Source organism: Synechococcus sp. Lug-A, assembly GCF_024345655.1.
GTDB lineage: Bacteria > Cyanobacteriota > Cyanobacteriia > PCC-6307 > Cyanobiaceae > MW101C3.
The window spans coordinates 143,362-161,745 of sequence record NZ_JAGQBN010000003.1 but is presented as its reverse complement, the minus strand read 5'-3'; the positions used below and the strand labels follow the sequence as shown (position 1 = coordinate 161,745).

8 protein-coding genes are annotated in these 18,384 nt (G+C 50.4%); 4 read left to right on the top strand and 4 right to left on the bottom strand.

All coding sequences use genetic code 11. The annotated features are described in order from the left end of the window. Positions 1-468 precede the first annotated feature (468 nt). Complete coding sequence (locus KBY86_RS15270) at positions 469-1,083, bottom strand: M28 family peptidase (protein WP_399221050.1); 615 nt, start codon at positions 1,081-1,083, stop codon at positions 469-471. Between the two features lie 192 nt (positions 1,084-1,275). On the opposite strand from KBY86_RS15270, the gene KBY86_RS03470 reads away from it, so the two are divergent. After that, entirely contained in the window at positions 1,276-1,512 is a 237-nt protein-coding gene (locus tag KBY86_RS03470) for a hypothetical protein (RefSeq protein WP_255140235.1), read from the top strand. Beyond that, positions 1,499-2,128 carry a metallophosphoesterase family protein gene (locus KBY86_RS03465; RefSeq protein ID WP_255140234.1) on the top strand — a complete coding sequence of 210 codons (630 nt, stop codon included), beginning with the start codon at positions 1,499-1,501 and terminating at the stop codon, positions 2,126-2,128. Before KBY86_RS03470 ends, KBY86_RS03465 begins: the two co-directional genes overlap by 14 nt. Positions 2,129-2,306: 178 nt before the next feature. On the opposite strand, the gene KBY86_RS03460 is transcribed toward KBY86_RS03465, so the two are convergent. The 3 genes from KBY86_RS03460 to KBY86_RS03450 all read right to left on the bottom strand — a co-directional run bounded on the left by KBY86_RS03460 (position 2,307) and on the right by KBY86_RS03450 (position 12,910). Then, positions 2,307-2,600 carry a hypothetical protein gene (locus KBY86_RS03460; RefSeq protein ID WP_158217425.1) on the bottom strand — a complete coding sequence of 98 codons (294 nt, stop codon included), beginning with the start codon at positions 2,598-2,600 and terminating at the stop codon, positions 2,307-2,309. 1,950 nt (positions 2,601-4,550) lie between these two features. After that, on the bottom strand, positions 4,551-6,803 hold the full coding sequence (locus tag KBY86_RS03455; protein ID WP_255140233.1) for an SDR family NAD(P)-dependent oxidoreductase: 2,253 nt from the start codon (positions 6,801-6,803) through the stop codon (positions 4,551-4,553). A 299-nt stretch (positions 6,804-7,102) separates the two neighbouring features. Then, positions 7,103-12,910, bottom strand: a complete 5,808-nt coding sequence (locus KBY86_RS03450; RefSeq protein ID WP_255140232.1) for a type I polyketide synthase — start codon at positions 12,908-12,910, stop codon at positions 7,103-7,105. Between the two features lie 1,761 nt (positions 12,911-14,671). On the opposite strand from KBY86_RS03450, the gene KBY86_RS03445 reads away from it, so the two are divergent. Beyond that, entirely contained in the window at positions 14,672-16,039 is a 1,368-nt protein-coding gene (locus KBY86_RS03445; protein WP_255140231.1) for a sulfotransferase, read from the top strand. Between the two features lie 152 nt (positions 16,040-16,191). Further along, positions 16,192-17,493 carry a hypothetical protein gene (locus KBY86_RS03440; protein ID WP_255140230.1) on the top strand — a complete coding sequence of 434 codons (1,302 nt, stop codon included), beginning with the start codon at positions 16,192-16,194 and terminating at the stop codon, positions 17,491-17,493. Positions 17,494-18,384: the final 891 nt, after the last annotated feature.

The following is an 18,384-nucleotide window of genomic DNA, read 5'->3' as shown; positions in this document are numbered from 1 at the left end:
GCCATACCTTTGCCCGTTCAGTCAACGAAGCCAGTGAAGAAGCGAGAAGCCAGGGGATCAACTCCAAGAGGATGCTGCAGATAGGAGGCAAACAGGAGGCAGATGTGCAGCAGGCACAATCAGACGGGCAAGCCACGCTTGCAAAGATGAAAGCAAGGCACAGCACCTTTCCTTGATTCATGAACAGAAGCCAGGACTCATCAGGGTGACCCGAGGCTGCATGCTCCACCCACGGGCTTCACACTCCCCATCCCTCACAAGGGACAGAAAAATCCGATCACACCATGAATCCAGTTCGCCGCACGGATCTGAACACAGCATCAGTCTCACAACAGCAGCAGTCTGATAACGGCAGAGGCTGATCAACCTAGTGGATGCATTCGCAGCGGGTTCCAAGAACAACACAGAAGCACTGATGGCATGGCCGCCGATCACTCACTGTTCAGAACCTGCCTCAGCCGGGGTCTGTCAACGCTGCCCACCTCTACCCCCGATCATGCTGACGTGACGGCTCCTTGTCGCCTGCAGCGCTCGCTGCAGCTTGAAGTGTCCGCCAGATCGTCGGGGCCTGCGAAGCCTCCCGAAGCACCTCACGGCACCACAGAAAGCGCCCCTCAGCGCCAGTACACCCCAGCGGCCGGCGCCCCGAACCCAACGCTGAGGTGAACCCCGGCACCGGAAGCAGGCCCACCCAGCCCAGCTCAGAGTGGCGCTGGTGTAGGCAATCATCTCCAGTCTCACCATCAGCGGCAGTTTCTGGCCTCTGGCCTTGAGTTCAAGCTCCAGCACGCTGGTGGCGAGCCTCCCCCATTCCTCCTGATCGAAGGTCACGACCCACACGGTTCGCCGGGGCGGCGGAGCGGCCCGGTGCATGGCCAGCTCGATCAGGGCCGCCAGCCCAGAGGCGGTCACGTCGACGCCGATCGAGTGCAGGGGCCCGTCGTAGTGGGACGCCACCAGCAGCGGGTCGAGCTGCGGGCGCTGGCCGGGGAGAATAGCAACCGTGAGCGTCTCGCCAACGTCAGTTTCGACGACGAGGTGACAGTGGTGGCTGATCAGTGCTGAGGTGGTGGATCTGCTCAACGACCTCAAAACCAACGGTGCCGGTAATCACCAACTCCCCAACCTGCGCGCCGGGGAGGAGCTCAACGTGGGCCTGCAGCTCAATCTGCCCGGCTGGTTCCCAACCAGGAGATCCTCGGCATGCGGCTGGCCTGGGAGGCGCCCGGCAGCGGCGAGCACCAGAGCCTGGTCGAGCACCTGCACCTGCCGTGAGTGACAAGCGAGGAACTCGATCGAGGCGATCACGGCACCGCAACCCTCAGTCTGAGTAATCTGCGCGCAAGCCTGTTGAAGATGCCCGCCTCATACGAAATCAACAACGAACTGGAGATGGTTCACGAAAAGCTGTCACTGATGCTGAACGATCCCAAGCTCAGCCGCAAGCGCCTAAGCCGAGAGTCGCTGTGCTCCAGAACCAACCTCGATGAGGGGGACGATGACCAGTCCTGATGTGGTGGCGATCGGAGATGTGCATGGCTGCGCCTCCCTGCTCGAGCAGGAACTCACCCCACACCTGGACTCCGGCGTGGAGCTGATCTTCCTGGGGGATCTGATCGATCGAGCGCCTGAACCGGACGGCGATCGCAAGGTGCTGGAGCGGGTCTGGCAGCTGCAGGACAACCCGGCGGCCTACGGCCTGGCGGGTGTGACCGTGCTACGGGGCAACCATGAGCAGATGCTGCTCGAGGCATTAGCGGAATCGAAAGCAGGGGCGGCTTACGATCGATGGCGATACAACGGCGGCGAACCCGCGCTCCTGCCACTGGCGAGCGAACACCGGGAGTGGTTCGAACAGTTGCCGGTCACGGCGATTCGCGGCGGCTATCTGTTTGTGCATGCCGGCGTGCGGCCAGGGGTGCCGCTGGAGCGCCAGGCCTTCGAGGATCTGATCTGGATCCGCAAGCCCTTTCTCTCCAAGCCCCATGGGCTTCCATACACCGTGGTGCACGGCCACACATTCCGCCACGATTTCCAGATCACCCACCTGCCGCACCGCATCGGAATTGATACGGGGGCCTATCTGAGTGGCAGATTGACGGCGCTAAGGATTGAGACCGCCACTTAGACGGGCAGCCCCATGGATCAACCCGGGCGAAGGGGGAGCAGGCGTCAATAAAGACGTGGATCAGATCTGCTCTGAAACCACTGATCTCACACCAGAGAGAGGGCACCAAACAGCTGCCGCCAAGTCAACAACGCGTCCAACAGCCAACAGCTGATCGGTAAGGAAAGCCGGCCGCAGTTCAGTTCTCGTTGCCGCCGCCTACTTCGGCGTTGCCCTGCTCGGAGGAGCTGTTGTCAGGCTGGGGTGTGGGCTCCATCTTCACCCCAAGGTCACGGCAGGTTTGCAGGGGATCAACGCCGGGTGCCAACCCGAGTGCCTTGCGCAGCGCGTCGAGTTGTCCGACGGATTGCAGGTCGATGGAGCTGGCGACCTGCTCGCAGGCCAGCTTCTGGAGAGCCTGACCATCTGGACGACCGCAGCCTGCAAGCAAGGTGAAAGTCACACAGAGACTGACGGGGAGAAGCCTGGTCATAGACAGCTGTGGGGCGTTGCAAAGGTAGTACCACCAGTGGCCTGATGGCGGGATGGAAGCCTGACTTCAGCCAACGACATCCTCCCGGACTGGAGTGGGTGCTTTCGAGTGGTCAGTGCCGGCCCCTCATATCGTTAACCCCGGACAGGAAGAAGTGGGGTCGTCCATTCCCAATCGTAGGCATCACGTCAACAGACTTGCAGCGTCGGCTGCCATAAACGGACAGACGGACACGGCTCTGGTCATCCAGCAAGCAAAGAAGATTCAACAGTCGGCCAGCCATCCTCTGGCCGTAGTGAAAGTCAATCTCTCAGACGTACTGCGGGAGATTGGAACACAGCAGCATTCGTGCCTTGATCTGTCGTCTGACCTTGGGCGCTCTCGACAACGCGAAAGGGGTCGCTGCAGCCATAGTCAAACCGTTTGCATGGCTCTCCTCTGGGATTGAAGTTCCAGCCATCAAGGCTCAGCCTCCGGTAGACCAGACAGCGGATCCAGAGCAGATGGCGCCGGGGGAGCAGCGGCTCACGGATCAGCGCCTGAAGATCTGCTGCTCGAAGGCTCCGAGCGGGACAGGGTGCCACTGGGTTGTGCGGCCATGGGATGCGAACAGACAGGCGCGGCGTAGAAAGACGCTTGATCAATGTCAGGGGTTAGCGTCGCGGCCTGGCGTCGGATGGTCCGCCGGGCCTCCCTGGCTGCCGGCAGAGCCTTGCCTCTGAAGAAAACCAAGTGAGCTCATCGATCAGGCAAAACCTCTTGGCAGCAGCTGCACCGACCGCAAGCGGAAGCCCTGCGGGGTAGGAAACATTGGGATTCAGCCAACCTGAGCAGTCCGTCTCCCTCCTGAGCTCGCGGTCTGGCAGGTGTTGCCGTGTGAACTCAGCGAGCTCTTCGCTGATACGCAAAACGTGGTGTGAAAAGCCCAGGTGGCTGCAAGCGATGCGGCCCTGCCGTATCCGGCGGTGCAGGCTGCTGGAGTGAGGCCAAGGCGCTGAGCAGTGGTGTTGCTGGAAAGGAATCCACAGGTGGAGGCAGAGATCCACGGCGTTTGGTATCAACTGTGCGCTGAACCTGGCGAACGGTTCTGGTGGGTTTCGTCATCGATGGACTGTCTGGTAGCTTTGGCTACACGCGTTGAGTCCGGACATCAAGATAGAGGGAAGCACGCACCAAGCCAATACCCTAATGGCCTGTGTACTGTTGGCTAGAAGTACAAAGGAAAAGCAGGAGGTGAGATCACCGAAGATGCTTAGAGGTAGTCGCTAAGTCTAAGCACTGCCGGCCAGTCATAAGCCAAAAGAAACAGTGCTCCCTGGCCGACTCACAACTGGGGAGATGCAGTGAACAAACAAAGCCTCACAAACCCGCAAGCGAGCCTAGTGGATAGACTCATCGATGGGATCAAACAAAAGGTTGAGCAACCGGCTGATGTCAGCAGAAGCGACAGTGACTTGGAAAACGATGATGACAAGAATAACAATAGAAAAGAATCGGAAGCTGTTCCATAAGGCGCCAGCCTGGCTTAGGGAACAAAACAATCGACACTGACCAAACACGACAAGAGATGATCAGCGGTCAATGGAGACAGACTCACGGCTCAAGAACAGTGCGTCAAGAAGAGATTGACTGCTGACACATAGATCATAGTCGACTGAAGAGAAAGCAGTCAGAATGACCAGAGGTGATGCGAAGCTATAGAAACAAAAGGGCTTCTGACGTGATTGGGTACGGAAAGAAGGGACACAAAGACTTGGGCAACGACTCGGAGAAATCAAAAGACTACAGGGAGAGCAACATTCGAAGTTCAATGCGAAAGGTGCTGAAGACTGAAGACTACGACAAAGAAGATAGAACCGCTATTCAGGTAGCCTATGCGCCTGAGGATAAAGACAGAAGGAGAGTCGCCACAATAGAGCGAAAGGAAGGGGAGGGGGGTAGACAGAAAGCCTAATCAATCATGCTTGGAGAATGGGTCATTTCTGCATAGGAAAGGCAAAGAAGAGGAGTACCATCCTCCGAAGTAATAAGTCCTTCATAATAGGCTTTGCTAGTAACAGCGTTGACCTCCACAATGCGTCCGGTAGCTAAGTACTGCTTGCCGTGGACTGGAGCAGCATAAACATCGACAACAAGGCGATTAGGCAGAGCACTAGTTTGGTAGAGATCACGGAGGATAATGAGACCCATCTGAAGAAGTCCATCAAGCAGAGATGGATCAAGAAAACTTTCGGCAGCGGAATCTACGCCTAGTAGCCGACGGGTACCATGGGACTGCAAAGTGGAGACAATCACCTCAGTATCTTGGAAGATCAAGGAGGTACCACTAATGACAGTCATCACACCGTCATGGAACAGATACCTATCATAGGCATCACTCTGACTGACACTGAGAGGAGGTTGGCCATCATTGCTGGACCTGGATAGAGAGGATAAAAGCTTGCTACTAATGTCTGGATGAGGTACTTGTTCTACTTGAGTTCGGTAAGAATAGCGCTTTGAACGATGATCCCTTAAGCTGCAGGTGAAAGGTTGATTATCTGCGACATTGGCTTCAAAGAGAAGCTGGCGAGGAGTAAAGTCACTGAAGACGATTCCTGAGAGAACGTCAGTGGTGACACGCAAGGCAGAACGACCTAAAGAGAGAGCACTCGACCCAAGGTGGCGCTGATAAGCTTCAAGCGCAAATGTACAGGAAGACGCAGCTGGCAGAACAGGTTGCCCGAACTTTCGATGGGAGGAAATATAAGGAATACTGTGAGGGTCAAGATAGAACTTATAAGTCTCCTTGAGCTGTCCATGCTCTGTAGATGACGTGGTCGAAACAGAATGCTGTCCCAAGAATGGGTAAGACTCAGAAAGGCGCTGTATGTCAAAGTTGGATTGGGTAAACTTAGTAGAGTCATACAGGCCTGATGTAACCTCAAGGGGAAGCTCAGATTGATTGGTTAAGATTGATACAACACTTTGTGCGCCAACGTCAAGAGGAATGGGAATGATTCCGCGTTCGGCAAAAGCATCATTAACTTCTTGAGTCGCCATGCCCGATGAAGCCCATGGTCCCCAATTGAATGAAGTAACCTTGAGCCTAGGGTGAAGGAGAGCAGAGAGCCAGCTACCTGCGTTTAGAAGTTCATTGGCAGCAGAATAGTCAGCTTGACCATAGTTGCCAGTCTTGCCAGCAATCGATGCATAGTTCACTACGTTAGCAACTGGATGCTCATCTAACACTTGAAAGACAAGCTTCAGCGAATTCATCTTTGTTGACAGGACGCGGTTAAAACTATCAAGCTTCTTCTTGCTAACCAATGAGTCTTCAATAATACCGGCTACATTAATGATAGTATCGACTCGTAAACCCTTGGTGTTAAGTTCAGAAATAACCGACGCATGAGAATTGGAGTCAAGCAGGTCTACTTTGATATAGATAACTGATGCATAGAGATTGGACAGTCTGTCAAGGTTTGCAATAGCTTCAACAGAAGAAGAAATCCTCCTCACTTCCTTTTCAATGGAGGCTGGAGTAAAGGTATCACCTGAGTCTCTATGCATCTTGATCAGTTCAGACCTGATCTGAGGCAGGGTACTACCGGGAGAATACCATTGGGGAAGATTTATATCAGATCTGCCAGTTACTACAAGGGAAGCATTCTTTGATCCAAGCTGCTCTAAGACAGGAACTGCGATACCACGAGCACCACCAATAGCCAAGATGCAAGAAGGATAAGATACGGGGAGTAAAGCACCTTCCGAAGTAGCGCTGGAAGGTTGGCAAGGAATCATCGTATGGACATGCAGCCCTTCTTCGTTGATGGAGTACTCCTTCTCAGGTTCATCAAGTGACAGGATGAAGTCGAGATAGGATTGGGTGCTATCAGAGAGAAGGACTGTATCAGAAACATCAACTACGGTTGTTTTGACGGATGGAAATTCGGACGTAATTGACTTAAGCATTCCGGACAGAGCCGAAACATAGGTCAGGAAGAAGGTTGGGAAGCCAGATGGAGCGTTGCTCTCAGATCGCCTGCCAAAGTCACCTTGGCCATGATGGAGCAATACAAGGCGATAATCATTGCCAGGAATGGGTAAGGAAGAGAGAAGATTCCGAATATTGTCAAATGCTGTCCACAAAGAAGACACAGCATTGGATGGCTCAAAGTCAACAAGACTAGTCAGCTTCTGTCCAAAGTCATCAAGGTGCAAGATGATAGTCAGACCAGTAGCAGAGGCCACATTCGTGGAACTTTCGGGAATCTTCTGATCGCCTCCAATGGAAATAGGAAGAGTCTGATCTGGAGAAGTAACTGAATAATTGAATGCTGAAACGTGTCTTGGGTTGGCGAATAGATTTGAATAGAAGTCAAGCTTTGAGTCTGGAACTAAGACAATGAACTGTCGGTCAGCCCTCTCAAGACAGTGTCCAGATCTAGAGCAAGTTAGTCGGAAGGAAGTGCTTTCAAAATGGGAAAGACGAAGCTGTGAGGGTTCGTCCTTCCCGCCAACTACTTTCCCGGCTGGGTAGCCTCTGCTTCGGCAACAGTGTTAATGCTTCCATCCAGGATTGCTGCGATGTGGCCAGCCACCTCCCGGAGTGTTCTCAGATCTCTAGTCCCGGTTTGAATGCTCTGAAGAGCCTCAGGAGATACGTTTGGCAAGGTAGCCAACAGACCTCCCATCACCTCAATTCTCTTGATGGAGTCGATGCCAAGATCAGACTCTAGATCCTGATCAGGATCAAGCAACTCGACTGGGTAGCCGCTCTTCTCTGATAGCAGGGAGGTTAATTGAAGCAAAATGGAGGATGCATCAGTTGCACCTGGTACCTGCTTGGGCTCAGTGGTGGTCGCTCCATGGCCATTCGAAGGCGGTACCGGTGGGGTATCGACATGCAAACCATTGAGTGGGGCTTGTACAGCTTTGGTGGGGGTAGCTGCATGAGCGTGGCCAATATCTCCGTTGCCACTAGGAGGTGAAACGGTGGCAAGCGCCTGAACTGGCTGCTGAAGAATCGTGGAAGAAGAGGGTTGAGAGATGCTTTGAACAGGGGGTGCAAATGCTGATGTGATGGTTTCGGGAGGAGCTGCCAATCCAACCACTTGCTGCTGTGTATAAATCGTCTCTGTACTATCCAACGAAGCTACACCATGGGAAGAATTAGAAAGGAATGCAGAAAAGACTTGGGTCTGGGAATTGATCATCATACGCAGAGTTTCGTGATAAGTCCGAAACGCTTCTAAGCGAAGATTGCTGATCTGGCTCGACTGGTTGGGTTGGTTCATTGGGGTTAACTGCGGTTGAGAAGGAGACGGTTGGATAGATGTTAGCAGGACTGGCTCTGCTAAATCTGCATGCAATATGGCTTCATCGCTGCGACTGACGTTCCCTGACAGAGCTTCATGAACCTTGTGCTGGATATTCTGTTGTATCTTATGCTGGGATTTCCAAGCATGGGCACCATTAATAAAATAGCTAAATCCTGGCTTCGTGGCAGCATTTCCAGAAGCTTGACTTGTCAGTGGTACAGCAGGAACCTGTAGCATTTCGCTTAGTTTGAACCAATTAAGGGTTACCCCGTGGCTTGCTATACGCATAATAGAGGCCAGAAAGTCCTCCGTTCCACGTGGTCCATCAAGGGAGACGGCGATAGAATCTGAAGAGCCGAGAGATGATCGTACAAGCTTCGATAGGACTTTCTTAGGCCCTACTTCAATGAAGAAGGTTGATCCAAGGGCTTCAGCCTGCCTAACAGACTCTATGAAGTCGACTCCTGAAACCATGTGGGAGGCGAGCAAGTGGCTGATAGTCTGCTCAGAAACAGGACCAGATTGTGGTGACGTGCTGAGAATTGTCTGACTGGAATTCGTGTTCCCTGCTGAAAAGTTGAATGAGTTGAGAGCAGTCTTAAAGGATTCATTGCAATCCTGCATAAACATTGAATGGAACGGATATAATGTCTGCATTCTCTGTGTAGATATACCATCCTGTAGGCACGTCTGTTCGATGATGTCCAAGTCAGCCAACTGGCCTGACAAAACAACTTGCGTTGGTGAATTGATATTTGCAAGTGTCAAAGATGACTTGGCTGCCTTAAGAAGTAAATCGTTAGCCTGTTGAGGAGAGCAGAAGAGTATCAACATGCCATATCCGGAATCAACAAATCCGTTGATGGCCTTCCCACGACTTTGCAGAAGGGTTACTAAATCGCTCGCACTTAGCCACCCTGTCGCGTACAGACTGACAAAGTCACCAAGGCTATGGCCAAGGCCAAGGGACCAAGGTACCTCGAGGAATGAAAGAATCTCTAGATAAGCAACCTCGGTGATCGCAAGCAGGGACTGCTTGATATCAGCAGTAAGACCCGTGCCGGGCTCAGAGTTGCCGAAAAGGTACTTCGCAAGAACGTCGTGTCTTGAACGGGATTCTGGAAATAGGGTCAGCAGTAGCTCGTGGGTTTGGAGAGACGATGCAGACAGGCATGTTGCCCCCATTCCGGGGTAATCAGATCCTTGCCCAGGGAAAAGTAGCGCAGTCTGCTCAGCAGTCTTATAGTCAATCTGCAACCCTGCTGATGAAGATTGAAGTACAAGCCAGTCGCGCATCGTGCTGGTGTAGTCAAGCCGTCCTTCAAGGACGGATAGAGCATCTTCAAGCTTGTCACCAATATCAGCACGAGACTGATCAACAAGAAGAATAAGGAAGTCACCAGTAGCATCACGTGGGTGAGCAGATACATCCTGGCTTTTAATTGTGTCAGCAACCAGATGGTTGACTGATGTGGTGTAGCCATTAAGAGCGCATTCGTGTTCAATCGAACGTGTGTGCTTCAAGGCCGTTCGGATACATTCCGAAAGGCTTCCACGCTCAGGAGAGAAGTACAGCAGTCTAAAACTGGTCGCGAGTCTGGGTGTTAGGTCCGTGCAAGGTCTGTCCGCCAAACGCTTAGGAATATACTCTTGCAGAACAACATGGAAGTTAGTACCACCAAATCCGAATGCGCTGACACCAGCAGTCCGAGGGCCAAGGCAATCTGACTGCAGCCAGGGAAAGGTGCCGGCTGGAAGGTAGACCGTATTAGAAGAACTGACTTCGTCAATAGGCTCTTCCTTTCTACTGTGCAATGGAATAGACTGATGCTTCAGGGCTAGCGTAGCCTTCAAAAGTCCAGCCAAACCAGCCGTACTCTTCGTATGACCAATCAGTGTTTTCACTGATCCAACCGCACAATGGGTGGTTGGATTGTTCTGGGTTTCCAGGAATGTGGTCAAAGCCCGGATTTCAGATCGGTCACCAACAGGTGTGCCAGTTCCATGAGCCTCATAATACCCAAGCATGGCTGGATTCACGCCAGCATCTGTATAGGCTCGAGCGAACGCCTGAACCTGTCCCTGATGTGACGGTGCCGTCATGGTTCGGCCTCGACCATCACTCGAGCTACCAATTCCTTTGATCACAGCCAGAATTGAATCTCCAGAGGCTTCAGCATCTTCAAGCCGTTTGAGGACAAGGATGCCTGCACCTTCACCGAGCACAATTCCATCAGCACTTTTGGTAAACGACTTGGCTTCACCAGTAGGAGAAAGCGCTTGAGTTTCTGAAAAGCAGAAGAAGGCAAAAGGTGACTGTAATGTGTCTATAGCGCCAACTACAGCCATATTGGCGTCACCCTGTCTAAGCTTATGAACAGCAAGGTCCAAAGCGGCAAGTGAGGATGCGCAGGCTGCATCAATGGTGCAGTTGGTCCCACCGAGATTGAATCTGTTGGCAACTCTTCCAGCGGATACATTAGGAAGAATTCCAGCAAAACTATCACTCGTCCAGGTTGGTAACATATCCTCGACATTGTGCTGACGGCTCAAGAGAGGAGCCAACTCAGCTTGCATGACATAAGCTTGACCAAGTTCTCCTAAACCTCCGCTGAAACCAAGAACAACGCATGTAGATTCACGATCATACAGACAGTCCTCTGGATAGCCTGCATTCTGAAGTGCCTCTTTGACACATACAAGGGCTAAGAGCTGGGCTGGGTCAATTGAAGAGAGAGACTGTGGAGGAAGTCCAAACTCAATCGGATTAAATTGGACAGCATCAAGAAAAGCACCCCACTTGGAATGGATTTGATGAGTCTCCTTCGGATCAGCTGAATAGAAGTCAGTGATAGACCAGCGGTCCTCAGGGATCTCCTTGATCTGGTTCCTGGCTTGTAGAACTAAGTTCCAGAATTGTTCAGGGTCATTGGCACCTGGTAGCTTGCAAGACATCCCAATGATTGCAATGTCGTGCTGTCCTCTGTATTCACTGACAACACCAGCTGGCTGCGCCCTCTCAGAGATATCTTGCTGAGCTCGTCTGGCTGGGGTCTCCAAACCATTACGAATAGCTTCATGTAGCTGATGAATGGTTGTCTGATCATTGATCAGGCATACAGCTTCACCCAACATGTACATTCCCAGTTGAAGTTGATCAGCTTCGGTAACGGCAACCAACCCACCCTCTCCTCGTTGAAGCCCCTTGGACGCCAATCTCAGACGTCCGAGAATGAGTTGATCTAACTTGCTGGATATTTCACGAACAGGAACCTGAGCTTTGACGAGCTCATCTCGCATAGAATTGAACTCGCGGGAAAATGCTGTGTCAGCACATCTACTTTGATGACCGGGAGAGGTCTCAAGAAAGACAGTGTTGGAGCATTGGAGTGAAACCTCTTGGTATGTACGGGTAATGGCCCGATCTTCAACAATCTCTCGCGTAGCAAGATAAGCCGAACCAACTAGTAAGCCACATGTTGCACCTGCCTTGACTAGATCCTCAACCATGTAGGCAGCAAAAGCAGCCGAAGCCTCATCATGGATACCTCCAGCTAGAACCAGACATACATCTCGACTCACAGCTTTGCTTTGGCCTAGAACAACTCTGATTGACCTCTCCCACAGATTCAGAGAACTGAGTGGACCGATATGTCCTCCGCATTCGCGTCCTTCAAGGATGAAGTCTCTCCAACCTTCCTTGATAAATAGATCAAGCAGTTCTGGAGTTGGTGCATGGATAAACACCCTTAGGTGCTCGGATGCTATTTCCTTAGCCTGAGCAGGAGTTCCACCGGCAAGTATACAGAAGCTTGCCTTTGAACGCTTCAGAACTGAAATCTGTGACTTTAAATGGGTTGAGTCAATGAACCCAAGTAAGCCAACACCCCAAGGAAGGTCCGGTATCAGGTCTGCCGTCTGTATAAGGATCTTCTCAAGTGCTTCTGCAGTAAGCATCGCCGCAGCGATGGTAGGTAAGGCACCTCCTCGCGCAACGCTTGCCGCAAACTCAGCCGTGTCACTAACCCGTGACATTGGGCCTTGAATGATTGGATACTTAACACCAAACTGCGTTGCAATTGTGTTGGGGTGGGTTGTAGCCGAAGTAGAATTAACCTTGATAGAACGGTATGCTGAAATGAGTCTGCCGAGAGTTCGATACTGTTGCGAGAAGTCCTTAGCAAGATCAATACCCTCACCGACAGGAAAGATCCAGTCGGAACTCCATGTGGCTAGTTCATTAAGCTGAGGGACATCAATTGTGCTGCCGAAGAGGTAGCCAGGAGAATCTTTACCTGGAAGACAAATGCACCTCACATCCAAGGATGGATCTGTCCCTGAACGTAGGACGATGGACTGCCTTCCGTTGACTCGGTTGAGAAGTTGTCTGTTGCGAAGTGGAAGATACGAATCCTGAAGAAGCAGAGTTTGCTCATCTAGCAATATAGAGAATATTCCCTGACTATTCAGGGCAGAAAAGGAAAGAAGGCCAATGGGGCCTGATACGATGATCCTGCAATTGTCAAGTGTACTGATAGCCTTTTGGAATAGAATATACTGCGAATCGCTCCCGCATAGTCCACCGGATTCATAGCCTTCAATCAGAACAAGTCTGTTTTCAGCCTCACCCCAAGGTGACATCGAATACTGCTCGACTTCCAAGATGGAACCGAGTCTTGCGACGGGTTGCAAGCTATTTAGCGAATCAAGCTGGTCATGAGTGACTTTGCTCCAAGGAATGATGACACGCGGCGGTTGAGCGGCGTTCGATTGTTGGCTTTCTACTAGAGAAAGTATGGACTGTGCAACGGAAAAGTCTCTGCAAGAGACGAATGAAATGCGGGATATCAGCAGTGAAAGTCCTTGATTCCAAAGCTCTTCTAAATCATCTTCAAATCCAAAGGTTCCCAAACAGAGTGTTGCACCAGCAGCCAATACACGCTCCGATGACCTAACCCAGTCTCCAAAGGGGCGAACCGTCACCAAAACCTGATTGGTGGTATTCATTACCTTGAGCACACCTGATCACATATTAACCCATAAGTCAAAATGTGCGACGTTTTTCGATCGGGTAGGCCACCATGCGGAGTTGCACACATAGGCCCGCCGAGTCAAGGGTGGAGGCCCCTTTGTGATTAGCCGGTGAAGTTGACATAATGTATCACAGGGCACTAAGGCAATAGTGATGACATGATAAAGAGTATTAGTGGTAGGCAGTAAGTAATCGAAAGGGAAGAGTTTGCGCCATAGTTATGCAGACAAAGCAGGTTAGGTGAGTGCTCTTGAGGCAGTCGCTCGAACACAACCTAATACGTGCCGAGAATTACGTATAATCCTGTGATGATCAAGACGTCAACAATATTAATCCGCAAAAGACCAGGAATGTAGTTGGATCCATATCAGCGCAGAATATGTACAGCTGACAGTTCATACGGGAACAATTCTGTCAACACATAGATGGAAGGCCGCTGAAAAGATGTATTGGTGTATAAAACATCCTGTACTGTGTCAACCATTATGAAAAGGACTGGAACTGCATTCAGTTTCCCTAGGGACGGGATGGAGACTTTTTAATCCTAGGGTGGGGGGTGGGTGGGTAGCTATTGCGTAGAGCTCACTCTACACACGGCGAGGTCGAATAGTGACTTCATGTCAACCAACAGTGTCAAACTGCAGAAGAACAGTTTCTTGTCCTCGCAGGCACACCAACAGACCGTGCTTAAGCTCTCGCCATTGTGATCTGGAAAGATGTTGGAATAGCAAACGCGTATGCCTTACTGGCTTACTCTTGGCGATTCAGACTGCTGGCAGTAATCTCTATTGTATGGAATAAAAGGAAACCATCGGAGGCGTTGATCGATGCATTGCCTCTATGCTACAGAGCGATCTTCAGCACATCCAGAGAGAACTCTACATCAGAGCCTCTGAAAAGCATCCTGATGGTGGTTGCCTGGTGTGCCTTCTTGTATGGCCACAAGGCTAGGTTTACCCTAAGGTGGATCGCAAAGGCTACTAATTTCGCGCTTCCGGTGACTTACGCGCCATCACATGAGACGCGCCTGAGACTCATCGGATCACACCAATTGGCAAGGCGGCGTTGGCCAGGTAATCCATCATCCGGAAAATTCGACTGTAGGCATGCTCTAGCTCATTCGTATCGATCTTGGCCATGGAACCACAGCGTTGCGTTGCACCCAGGTGTCGGCAAGAGCAACTCGTGGATCAACTCTTGAAGGGCATCTCACTCTGGTGGGTGACGCTGAGCCGCATATGATCGTGAATTATGGCTTCCGAACTTCGTTGTCATCACGGCGACTTTGGTCAGTTCTGTGAGCGTTTGCACTCAGTCTGGAGCTGGCCGTAGCCGTCAGGCAGATGAGAAGCAGTGATGTTCGTCAAATGCATTGCAAAGTCGGTAGTGCCATCCTTGGACTCTGTCTGTTTCGGCCCCAAGCACAGATCACTGGCGCCCACGAACAGATGCTTAATCCACTAACTCATTTTGATGGGATGTACAGAAGGTCAGTATGTCGATCGTCGGGAAAGAGGGTTGGCGTGACAACTGGCAATTCAAATAGTTGCTCAGTGTTGAAGTGGTGGTGAATTGATAGGAAAAGCGTGGTCTATGAGCAAATCGTCAATCATACTCTGTTCAATTCTTGAATACTCGCACGCTTGGCGTGGAAGATTGTATTGGGTTTGACTGAAGACTAGTGTTCAGCCATCATTCTCCTAATGGGTAGCATGGCAGTAGATTCCCTGGAGCAGATGAACCGCCTGGACAGAAAGCCTGTGGCGCGTTCCGTGGATTCCATGTTAAGCTCAAGCAGCGTTTTCGAGACAATGCTACAAGAAGTTATAAAGGTCATTGGTGATTATTCAGAGAACAACGACATCTTCTATGATGATCCTCTCTCCGCAGATACCCAGCTTATAGCCGATCTTGGGCTAACTTCAGTCGACTTTGTATCGATCTTTCAGAAGTGTCAGTCACTTAGTCCGGACAGGCTATCATTCATTGAGTTAGTCATGCCCGTAGAAGGGCAATATGTTTCAGACTTGAGCATCGGAGAACTTAGCGAGTATATAATCAAGCAGTCTGCTTCGATTGGCCCAACAAGTACCAAAAGCTCCGCTGGTTGTCAGGGTCAGCAACCGAAGGATGTTGAAGACAGCAAATACAAACGCTCCCCATTCAGCTCCATACAATTTGAGGAGTTCAAGTCCTTAATCCAGACGCCAACGTTTTCAGCCGACAATACCATCGACACGAGCTACAAACTTGTGTTTATTCTTTCTTCTCCACGATCAGGGTCGACTCTGCTGCAAAGGATGCTAGATCAGCATCCAGAAATTGAATCTCCAGAAGAATTGCATCTGCTCCATTATGATACATACGCACAGCGCCAGACAGCTCTAAGCCATGCAGAGACGAAGCATTTGCTGGGAGGAACTGTCCGCCTTCGTGCCAAGGTCAATGGAATCAGCTTGGAAGATTCAGCTCGTCTTGAGGGCGAACTAGTTGAGAGTGAAACGCCTGTTATCAGCTTTTTCAAGGAAATAGAAAAGCATTTTTCAAAAGAGTACCTTGTAGACAAGACCCCTTCTTATGCATACAGCAGACATACGTTAGAACGTATTACAGCACAGTTTCCTGATGCTAAGTTCATCTATCTTGTTCGCCACCCATCGGCAGTGGTGAAGTCACTTGTTGACTCACAGCTCCAAGAAATCATTCCATTTGCACGCCGCTACACCGGCGATACATCAGCGATTCCAGAGATGATTTGGGCTCTGTGCCATGAAAATATTCAATCAGTCTTGAAGGACATTGACAATAGTCGCATCCATTACCTCAACTATGAAGACCTTGTCACGAGTCCTGATAAGTCTATGGACGAATTGCTTTCATTTTTAGGCCTACCATTCTACGCCAGCTGTGCTAATCCTTATAGCGCAGAACAGAGTATGCAGATTGAAACAAATGAATTCGCAGGTGACCTCAAGTTTTTCCTGGAAAACAGAATCGTAGATAATCGTGCGGATATCTGGAGGTCGTTTCCAGCTCTACATTCGTTGTCAGAGATTAGTGTAGGTCTCATGGGTAATATCCCAGGCTATGAGGTGCAACAGTGACAGTAGCCTTACACAATCGGATCAATCCAGTTCCTGTATGCGCCAATGGCTTTGGGGATCAATACAATGCCTATGCGTATTCGGCGGCGGTATTCAAGGGTTCAATGTACATTGGCACAGGACGTGCCAATCTTGTCTTTCTTCGTTTTGGGATGCCAAATGTCCACATAGATATGTGGCCTGTTCCAATTGAATACAAGAATTACGAGCAAGCATTTGAGAACGATGTTTCTGCAGCAGAGATTTGGCGTTTTAGCCCGAATTCATCGACCCCGAAACGTGTCCATCAAGCTGATTGGTATCAACTTGAAAATGGAATCTCATTCAGACGCCACTACGGTTATCGTAGCATGTGCACCTATAGAGATGGATCTAGAGATATAGCTCTGTATGTCGCATCCACATCCCGGTCGAGAGGGGATGGTCCTGATCTCATGGTGAGCTACGACGGAGAAAGCTTTTCAAGACTACCAAAGCCAAGCATCATTTCAGAGTTTTCTTCAAACGAGATCACGCTCACATCAATTAGATCACTGCTTCAATATGAAGAGCTCTTGGTCACAACCATTACAGGGGCATCCAACGGTAATGTGAACGGGGCTGGGATCACTACGATCTTCGCTACAGATGACCCAACTTCTGGACAATGGCATTCAATCAACGGCAAGGGTCTAGGTACCTTTCCAGAGGTTGTCGTGGTATACGAACTCTGCATCCATCAGGGATTACTCTATGCTGGAACAGGAGGAATCAATGGTTTTCAACTATGGAGGGGCAGGCGTTCAGGTAAATATGAATTCACTTGGGAGTTAGTGGTTAAGGATGGCGGTGGAAGAGGCGCGTTGAATCAGGGGATTATCTCATTATGCAGTCATCGCGACTACTTATACATTGGAACTGGGATTCAGAATGGTGGACACGATCGAACCAACAATGTCGGGCCAGCCGCAGCAGAAGTATTGCGACTTGCTCCCAACGATGAGCTAGAGCTAGTTTGTGCCAACCCACGTGATGGCTTGTTGCCACTCAGCGGAAGAGGGCCAGGCTTCGGCAACTATTTTAACGCCTACATCTGGAAGATTGTGAGCATAGATGATCGACTGCTTCTGGGAACAATGGATTGGTCGGTATTTGGTCTATGGGCGATAAGGGAAGAACGCAAGACTAGATTTGGTAGACTTCTTGATTGGGAATCCATGCAGGTGTTCCTCTCTTCATACGGAGGGGCAGAGCTTTGGTCTTCTGAAGATGGAGTGGACTGGAACTGCATAACTCACAATGGGTTCAACAATATCTACAACTTTGGAATCAGAAACATCGTAAAATGGAATGGTCAAACATATGTATGCACTGCAAATCCATTTGGGCCAAAGGTTCTAACACGAACATCGGATACAGATCCTGGTCAATACGAGCATAATCCAAAGGGTGGCTGTCAGATCATTGCACTATAGATCTGTAGAGTTACTGACAGTGGGGTGAATATCTGGAATGGAATCATTGGCATTGTGAGGCCACGTCAATCAGCAAGTGGCCTACAATACTGAAGTAGAAGTAGAAGTAGTCGGTTCCAATGAATGACGCTAGATGTTACTTCGACTGGGAATTCGGTGTGCTAGCGAAACCGCCGAGTTTCTTCGCTGCAATAGGTCCACTTGGAAGCAGCTTCTCAAAGTTTGAAAACAACTTCATCGCCGCCGACGTAAGAGATAACTGCCTCTCGGCTTCTTTAATGGAGATTTCATTTAGGTGGTCAAGATCTTCATGAGATATTTGATGGAACTTGTTAGGCAAGAGATTGAGTTGCCGAACCATTTCAATGTGGAATGATTGGTCCTCAGCCCCTTCGTGCGTCTCCATGCAGAGTAGTCAGACTTCAACTGTGATCCTACTGCACTTTCCAGCTCACACGGTAAACTGGCCGAATGCACTTCAATAAATGGCTCCATTAAACAGAAGCTATCAGAAGAAGAGGCTTAGATTGACAATCCAGCCATATAGAAATGGGGTGACTGTGCAGAGGGAGCTAGTTGCATGGCTCAATGAGAAGGTCAGAGTTGGAAACTAACAATCGCTGCTACCACAAGGTGGTTCGTGCGGGCAGATAACTGGACATGCGCTTAAACGGGTTCATACGAATAGACACCCACTTGTTTTGGGATAAGAAGATTGGCAATAGTAGCAGACTTTCCGGCTGGGCTTAGCAGCATGACCGGTGAGAGTCTGCGTGGCACCTCCACCTCCGCACTTCGGAAGTCTGGGGTCTGAACTGCATATGAGCGGTAGCAGAGTGAGCGCTTCTTGGCCATTCATTGACATCGACACATCCGCCGGCATAATACTCG